The organism is Microbacterium sp., from assembly GCF_035554235.1.
Taxonomy (GTDB): Bacteria; Actinomycetota; Actinomycetes; order Actinomycetales; family Microbacteriaceae; genus Microbacterium.
The window spans coordinates 1-7,570 of sequence record NZ_DATMIO010000193.1 but is presented as its reverse complement, the minus strand read 5'-3'; the positions used below and the strand labels follow the sequence as shown (position 1 = coordinate 7,570).

The window sequence follows — 7,570 nt, the reverse complement described above, 5'->3', positions numbered from 1 at the left end:
AGGAGCGTACCGCCCTCGAAGAACACGACTATGTCGCCTTGTTCGAGATGGGCGCGCACATCTTCCTCACGCTCACCATCTACATCGCGATGTACGACGAGGACTACGCGCGCGAGGGCGGCCCGCTCTCCTTCCAGCGTGCGTACGCGGCGAACCTGGCGCATTGGATCGGCAAACCCTATCCGTCCGTCGAAGTCTGATCACGAGGACACGGAATGGAGAAGAAGACAATGGTGTCGAACCCCGGGGTCTACGACGTCGTCGTGGTCGGATACGGTCCGGTGGGCCGGTTGCTCGCCCTCCGACTCGGGCGGCGCGGCCACAACGTACTGGTGGTGGAGAAGCAGCGAAGCATGTACTTCCTGCCCCGCGCCGTCCACATCGACGATGAGGCCTGTCGCATCCTGCAAGCGGTCGGCGCCGGCCCGGCCGATGCGCCTGCGGCCATCGCCCCCTATGACGACTTCTACGAATGGCGCAACGCTCGGCACGACACGATTCTCCGTCTCGACTGGCGGGGGCGCGGGCCCTCGGGGTGGAACGTTTCGAACTTCATCAATCAGCCGATGCTGGAACGCCACTTGCACGCGCTGGTCGAGAGCGAGCCGACGGTTCGCGTCGTCTACGGTGAAACCGTGGTCAGCGTCCAGGATCACGGGGAATGGGTGGAACTAGCTGTACAGGACGGCGAGGGGGCGGAGCGCACCGTCAGGGCTTCGTACGTCGTAGGCGCCGATGGTGCGCGCAGTCTCGTGCGCGGATGGATCGGCGGGACCAGCACCGATCTTGGGTACTTTCACGACTGGCTCGTGGTCGATCTCGTCATGAAGACCGACGACATCGAGTTCACTCCACCGGCATGGCAATTGTGCGACCCGAAACGGCCGACGACCCTGGTCCCCGGCGGCCCGGGACGCCGACGCTTCGAATTCATGCGCCTGCCGAACGAGACAGCGGAGGAACTCAGCACGGAGGCGGCCGCCTGGCGGCTGCTCGAGCCTTGGGGCGTCGGGCCCACTGAGGCGACACTCGAACGCAACACCGTCTACACCTTCCAAGCAAGCTGGGCAGACGACTGGAGTCGGGGGCGGGTGTTCATCGCCGGTGACGCCGCCCACCTGATGCCCCCTTTCGCCGGCCAAGGCATGTGCGCCGGTTTGCGCGATGTCATGAACTTGGAGTGGAAGCTGAGCCTCGTCCTGCGCGGCTTGGCGAGCGCGGAACTGCTGCACACGTATGGCCCGGAGCGCAAAGAGCATGTGCGACACTTCATCGCCAGTTCGATGGCGCTCGGCGAGGTCATCTGCATCACGGACGAGAATGCCGCTGCCGATCGAGACGCGGCGATGCGCTCCGACTATCTCGCCGGCGTCGAACAGCCCGCCCGACCGCTTCCACGGCTCGGTGCCGGTGCTTCGGATCAGAGCGCAGCGGCCGGGCTGTTGAGCATCCAGACTCCCGTCACCTACGACGGGCGAACCGGTCTGTTCGACACGATCGTGCACCATGACGGCGTCCTTCTGATCAGCGGCGTGAACGACGCGGTGGACATCGGCGACGCTCAGAGGGATGCGCTGCGCGAGCGTGGAATTCGCATCGTCACCGTCGGCGCCTCGGGGAGCGCCGTCGACGTCATCGACATCGACGGGAACTTGCAGGCGTGGATGGCAGACCTCGACGCGGTTGCGGTATTGGTACGACCGGACTTCTACGTCTACGGCGGAGCACGCACGAAAGATGAGATCGGCGAATTGGTCGATCGCTTCCTCGCCACGTGCGGCGCGAGCGTCGCTGCGTGAGTCAGTTCTCGGCTTTGCCGAGGCGCCAGTAGCCCATGAACGCCACGGCACGGCGGTCGACGCCGCGCTCGGCGACGAGGTGCCTGCGCAACGCCTTGATCGCCCCCGCCTCGCCGGCGAGCCACGAGTAGAGCGTTGCGCGCTTGAGAGCCGCGCCGCCCTTCGCCGTGCGGGGAACCTCCCACAGCGTCTCGGTGTCGATGTCGATCTCCTCGACCTCGCCGCCGCGGCCCTCAGGGGCCAGCCGGTCCGCGGCCTGCTCGACCTCGGGCACGAGGTATGCGTGGCGTCCACCGTCGCCCCGCGCGCCGACGCGGTACTCGAAGCCCGGGTGACGGGGCAGGTACGCCGCGTCATCGGGGTGCGGGACCTCGAGCACCACCACGCCGCGGGCCTCCGCCGGCAGCTGCTCGAGGATCACGGCGATCGCGGGCGCGGCGGTCTCGTCGCCGGCCAGGAGGATGCTCTCGGTGTGCGCGGGCGGGACGAAGTCGATGCCGTAGCTGACGCCCGTGTGGGCCGTCGTCGGCGCGAGGATCAGCACCTCGTCGCCGACGGTCGCGCGCGCGATCCAGTCGGATGCGGGACCGAGCACATCGTGCGCCACCATGTCGACGTCTACCTCGCGTTCGTCGTTGCGTACGAAGCGCGTCGTGTACGTGCGGAACGGGGGCCGCTCGGCCTCGGCCATGTCGCGCCACCGCGTGTACCAGTCATCGTCGATGGGCATCGCGTCGAGCCCGACCGTCGCGGTCGGAAACACGATCTTGATGCGCTGATCGAACCCCGGATCGCCGTAGTCGCCCAAGTCGGCGCCGGCGAAGGTGAACCGGCGGAAGGTGGGCGTGACGTCGGTGATTCCGCTCACGCGGGCGCGGAAGAAGCGGAGGGTGCTTGCGGCCATGGGGTCTCCAGTCTGGGTCGGGTCGGATGCGCTCAGCCGGCGGGGGCGCTCAGCGCGTGATGCCGGCCGCGGGGGAGCACGATGGGGGTGCCCGAGGTCGGGTCGGGGATGACGACGCAATCGAGGTCGAAGACGCGCCGGATCATCTCGCTCGTCATGACCTCGACGGGCGGGCCGCTCGCCACGACCTCGCCGCTACGGAGGGCGAAGATGTGGTCGGCGTACCGCGCGGCCATGTTCATGTCGTGCAGCACCATCACGACCGTGGTGCCGCGTTCGCGGTTCAGGTCGGTGAGCAGGTCGAGCACCTCGACCTGGTGCGCGACATCCAAGAAGGTCGTGGGCTCGTCGAGCAGCAGGATGTCGGTCTCCTGCGCCAGGGCCATCGCGATCCAGACCCGCTGGCGCTGCCCGCCCGAGAGCTCGTCGATCGAGCGATCGGCGAGCTCGGAGGTGCCGGTGGCGACCAGGGACTGCGCCACCACCTCGTAGTCTCGAGCGCTCCACCGCGCGAGCAACTTCTGGTGCGGGTGCCGGCCGCGGCCGACGAGGTCGGCCACCGCGATGCCCTCGGGGGCTATCGGGCTCTGCGGGAGAAGGCCCAGCGTGCGAGCGATCTCCTTGGACGGGCGGCCGTGCAGGGCTTTGCCGTCGAGGAGAACCCGGCCCGCGCGGGGTGGGATGAGCCGGGCGAGGGCGCGCAGGAGGGTGGACTTGCCGCAGCCGTTCGCGCCGACGATCGCGGTGATCCGGCCGGGCGGGATCTGCAGGTCGAGCGACTCGATGATCGTGCGATCGCCGTAGGCGAGCGTGAGCTCCTCGGCGGCGAGGGTGTGCGATGTGTTCACAGCGAGCCTCCGGAGCGGTTCGTTCGGACGAGCAGGTAGACGAGGTACGGGGCGCCCAGCACCCCGGTGACGACGCCGACGGGGTAGCGGCTGTCGAAGGCGAACTGGGCGGCGAGATCGGCGACCAGCACGAGGAGCGCTCCGACCAGACCCGAGGGCAGGAGCAGCGACGCACCCGGGCCGGCGATGCGCGCGGCGATCGGGCCCGCCATGAATGCGACGAACGCGATGGGTCCGCACGCCGCCGTGGCGAGGGCGAGCAGTGCGACCGCGGCGAGGATGAGAAGCACTCGCGTGCGACGCACCGCGACGCCGAGACCGGCGGCGGAGTCGTCGCCGAGGCGCAGCACGCCCAGCCCGCGCTCCTGGGCGAGCAGGAGGGGCACGACCACCGCCGAGGCGACGGCGAGGGGCAGCACGGCCGACCACGTGGCGCCGTTGAGGCTTCCGGTCAGCCACTGCATCGCGGCCTGCAGATCCCAGGCGGGCGCGCGCGAGAGCAGGTATGTGATGACGCTGTGGAGCATCGCGGCGACCGCGATGCCGATCAGGATGAGCCGTGCCCCGGCGAAGCCGCCCTTGTTCGACAGAAGGTAGATCGCGGCCGCGGTGAGAAGGGCGCCCGCGAGCGCGAACCCGGAGACGAGCGTCTCGTTGAGGGAGAAGACGATGATGGCGACCACGGCGGCGGCGCTCGCCCCCGCGGTGATGCCGATGACATCGGGGGATGCCAGCGGATTGCGGAGCATGGTCTGGAAGGTCACGCCCGCGATGCCGAAGGCGAAGCCCGCGAGGATGCCCATGACGGCGCGGGGGAGACGAAGCTCGCCCACCGTGAACGATGCCCCCGGAACGGTCTCGCCGAGTAGCACCCGGAGCACATCGATCGGACCGTAGAACGTGTTGCCGATCATGAGTGCTCCGGCGAAGACCGCAACCGTGGTGACCACGAGGGCGACGGTGACGGTCGCCCGGCGACGCGTGCGCGCGCGGCGCCCCGCGATGACGGCCCGCACGGTCTGGGCGGCCGGCGCGGCGTGCGCTGTCTGCGCGGTCACAGCTCGCGCACCTTCTGCCGCCGCACGATCCAGATGAAGAACGGTGCGCCGATGAGCGCCGTGATGATGCCGACCTCGATCTCGGAAGGACGCGCGACGACGCGACCGAGAACGTCGGCGGCCACGAGCAGCCCCGCGCCGGCCACGGCGGCGAACGGCAGCAGCCAACGGTGATCGGTGCCGACGAGCAGGCGGCAGAAGTGCGGGATGACGAGGCCGACGAACGCGATGGGCCCGGCGATCGCCACCGCGGCCCCGCAGAGGATGACGGCCCCGCCGGACGCGACGAGGCGCGTGCGGAGGACGTTCTCGCCGAGGCCCGCGGCCAGGTCGTCGCCGAGGGCGAGCGAGTTCATGCCGCGGGCCGTGAGGAGGCAGATGACCGCGCCGACGACGAGCACGGGAAGGACGATGCCGATGCGCTCCCACGTCGCGCCGCCGACCCCGCCGATCTGCCAGAAGCGGAACGTCTCCATGATGTCCACGCGGGGGAGGAGCACGGCGCTCGTCAAGGAGGTCAGGGCCGCGGCGATCGCGGCGCCCGCGAGCGCGAGCTTGAGGGGCGTGGCGCCGCCGCGGCCGAGCGATCCGACGGCGTAAACGAACACCGCGGCCGCCGCGGCGCCGGCGGTGGCGACCCCGATGTAGGCGAGCGGCTCGACCAGGCCGAAGAAGGCGATGCCGATCACGACGGCGAGCGCCGCGCCCGCAGAGACGCCGAGGATGCCCGGGTCGGCGAGCGGATTGCGGGTGACCGCCTGCATCGCCGTGCCCGACAGCGCGAGTGCCGCGCCGACGAGCACCGCGAGCACCGTCCGGGGGATCCGGGCGACGACCGCCGCCTGCGAGATCGTGTTCGACTCACCGCCCAGCGCGGCGAAGACGTCTTCGACGGAGACCTCGCGGACCCCGAATACGCCGGATGCCAGGCAGAGCACGACGACGAGCGCGATCGCGCCGAGCAGCCACGCCAGACGCGCCGCCGCCGGACGCCGCAGTGCGGTGTCCGGCAACGGTGCTCGGGGCGGAGATATGGTCAACGGATCTGGCCTTCGACGCGCTCAGCCGAGGGCGCCGGCGAGGATCGCGAAGTACTCGTCGATGCCCCAGCCGATGGATAGCGGCGAAGGGTTCGCCGACGCCGCGAGCGGCGTGGAGTTCTCGAGGACGGCGATCTGACCGTTCGCGATCGCCGGGATCTGCGACAGCAGCGGGTCGGCCTGCAACTGGGCGATGATCGCGCCGTCGGCTTCGCCGTAGGTCACGAAGACATCGACGTCCGCGAAGCGGTCTGCCTCCTCGGAGCTGACGGTGACGTAGAACTCCTCGGTGTTCGCGGTCTCCTCCTCGACGATGGCCGGCTGCGGCAGACCCAGGTCGGCGAAGAAGCTGGGGCGGGTGTCGTGGCTGGTGTAGAACCCGATCTGGCTCAGGTCGGTGGGATCGATGTAGGAGAACAGGATGCCGGCGTCGGCGAGCGCCGGGTACTTGGCCGAGGCGGCGTCGACCTCGGCTTCCAGCTCGTCGATCAGCGCGTCGCCTTCTGCGGCGAGGCCGATCGCCTCGGAGTTGAGCTGGATCATCTCCTGGTAGCTCGCGCCCCATGCGACCTCGGGGTAGGCGATGACGGGAGCGATCTTCGACAGGGTGTCGTACTCTTCCTGCGTCAGACCGGAGTACGCGGCGAGGATGACGTCGGGCTGAGTGTCGGCAACCGCTTCGAAGTCGATGCCATCGGTCTCGTCGAACAGCACGGGCGTCTCTGCGCCGAGCTCCTCGAGCTTCTCCTCGACCCAGGGCAGCACGCCGTCTCCGTCATCGTCGCCCCACGTGGCCTTGCTCATGCCCACCGGCACGACACCGAGGGCGAGGGGAACCTCGTGGTTCGCCCAGGCGACCGTCGCGATGCGCTCGGGCTGCGCCGCGATCGTCGTCTCGCCGTAGGCGTGCTCGATCGTCACCGGGAAGGACCCCCCGGATTCGTCGTTGCCGGCGGCGGCCTCGTCGGCGCCTCCGGTCGCGCATCCGGTGAGCAGCAGGGCTGCTCCTGTGGCCAGCGCTGCTGCGGCGAACATGGCTCTGCGAAGTCGGGGCACGGGAATCCTCCTGAGGTTGGTAAGGGCAGGCTAACCATACCTAGCAGAGACGCCTCGCGCCAATCCGTCACGTAACGCGAAGGCAAGAGTCGCGTCGATGGCGTCCTGGAACGGGCTTCGCTGCCGGGCCCATAAAAGGACCGAGGGCTTCTCGACTTATACTTGGCGTTTGGGCGCTCGCCCCCTCTGTACTCTCTCCACCGACGAAACGGACCTTCGCTGTGCTTGCCGTTCACGACCTCGAGATCCGCGTCGGAGCCCGTGTGCTCATGGCGGATGTGTCGTTCCGCGTGTCTCCGGGCGACAAGGTCGGGCTGGTGGGTCGCAACGGGGCCGGCAAGACCACGCTCACCAAGGTCCTCGCCGGCGACCTGCTGCCCGCCGATGGCCGGGTCGAGCGGTCGGGGGAGCTGGGCTATCTGCCCCAGGACCCGCGCACGGGCGACCCCGACATGCTTGCGCGCACGCGCATCCTCGATGCGCGCGGCCTCGGCACGCTGGCGATCGGCATGCACGATGCATCCATGGCGATGGGCGATGAGAACTCGGATGTCGCGGCCAAGGCGATGAAGCGCTACAGCCAGCTCACCGAGCGGTTCGAGGCGCTCGGCGGCTACACGGCCGAGGCGGAAGCGGCATCCATCGCGCACAATCTCTCGCTGCCGGACCGCATCCTCGACCAGCCCCTGCGCACCCTCTCGGGTGGCCAGCGCCGCCGCATCGAGCTCGCCCGCATCCTCTTCTCCGACGCGGATTCGATGATCCTCGACGAGCCGACCAACCACCTCGACGCGGACTCGATCGTCTGGCTGCGGGAGTTCCTGCGCGCCTTCCGCGGGGGTCTGGTCGTGATCAGCCACGACAC

8 protein-coding genes are annotated in these 7,570 nt (G+C 69.4%); 3 read left to right on the top strand and 5 right to left on the bottom strand.

The window, feature by feature from the left end; translation table 11 throughout:
* Together VNT50_RS10100 and mhpA are read left to right on the top strand one after the other, a co-directional pair.
* A partial coding sequence (locus VNT50_RS10100) for a hypothetical protein (protein WP_325484986.1) occupies positions 1 to 200 on the top strand: 200 nt, incomplete at its 5' end.
* Between the two features lie 30 nt (positions 201 to 230).
* The gene (mhpA, locus tag VNT50_RS10095) at positions 231 to 1,799 is read left to right on the top strand and encodes a bifunctional 3-(3-hydroxy-phenyl)propionate/3-hydroxycinnamic acid hydroxylase MhpA (RefSeq protein ID WP_325484985.1); all 1,569 of its coding nucleotides are present in this window, start codon (positions 231 to 233) and stop codon (positions 1,797 to 1,799) included.
* 1 nt (position 1,800) lies between these two features.
* On the opposite strand, the gene VNT50_RS10090 is transcribed toward mhpA, so the two are convergent.
* From VNT50_RS10090 to VNT50_RS10070, 5 genes are read right to left on the bottom strand one after another with little or no spacing between them, the layout of a single operon-like run.
* Positions 1,801 to 2,703 (bottom strand): siderophore-interacting protein, encoded by a 903-nt coding sequence (locus VNT50_RS10090; protein ID WP_325484984.1) that lies wholly within the window; start codon positions 2,701 to 2,703, stop codon positions 1,801 to 1,803.
* A gap of 32 nt (positions 2,704 to 2,735) precedes the next feature.
* On the bottom strand, positions 2,736 to 3,551 hold the full coding sequence (locus VNT50_RS10085) for an ABC transporter ATP-binding protein (protein WP_325484983.1): 816 nt from the start codon (positions 3,549 to 3,551) through the stop codon (positions 2,736 to 2,738).
* Positions 3,548 to 4,609 carry a FecCD family ABC transporter permease gene (locus tag VNT50_RS10080; protein WP_325484982.1) on the bottom strand — a complete coding sequence of 354 codons (1,062 nt, stop codon included), beginning with the start codon at positions 4,607 to 4,609 and terminating at the stop codon, positions 3,548 to 3,550. The genes VNT50_RS10085 and VNT50_RS10080 overlap by 4 nt, the downstream gene beginning before the upstream one ends.
* Positions 4,606 to 5,622 (bottom strand): FecCD family ABC transporter permease, encoded by a 1,017-nt coding sequence (locus VNT50_RS10075; RefSeq protein ID WP_325484981.1) that lies wholly within the window; start codon positions 5,620 to 5,622, stop codon positions 4,606 to 4,608. The genes VNT50_RS10080 and VNT50_RS10075 overlap by 4 nt, the downstream gene beginning before the upstream one ends.
* Positions 5,623 to 5,670: 48 nt before the next feature.
* Positions 5,671 to 6,684: an iron-siderophore ABC transporter substrate-binding protein gene (locus tag VNT50_RS10070; RefSeq protein ID WP_325484987.1), complete on the bottom strand. Its 1,014-nt coding sequence runs from the start codon at positions 6,682 to 6,684 to the stop codon at positions 5,671 to 5,673.
* A gap of 242 nt (positions 6,685 to 6,926) precedes the next feature.
* Here VNT50_RS10070 and VNT50_RS10065 point away from each other — a divergent pair.
* The coding region (locus tag VNT50_RS10065; RefSeq protein ID WP_325484980.1) for an ATP-binding cassette domain-containing protein at positions 6,927 to 7,570 on the top strand (644 nt) is incomplete at its 3' end.

Coding starts and splice junctions, on each gene's coding strand:
- mhpA (WP_325484985.1), top strand. CDS start 231: ATGGTGTCGAACCCCGGGGTCTACGACGTCGTCGTGGTCGGATACGGT.
- VNT50_RS10090 (WP_325484984.1), bottom strand. CDS start 2,703: ATGGCCGCAAGCACCCTCCGCTTCTTCCGCGCCCGCGTGAGCGGAATC.
- VNT50_RS10070 (WP_325484987.1), bottom strand. CDS start 6,684: ATGTTCGCCGCAGCAGCGCTGGCCACAGGAGCAGCCCTGCTGCTCACC.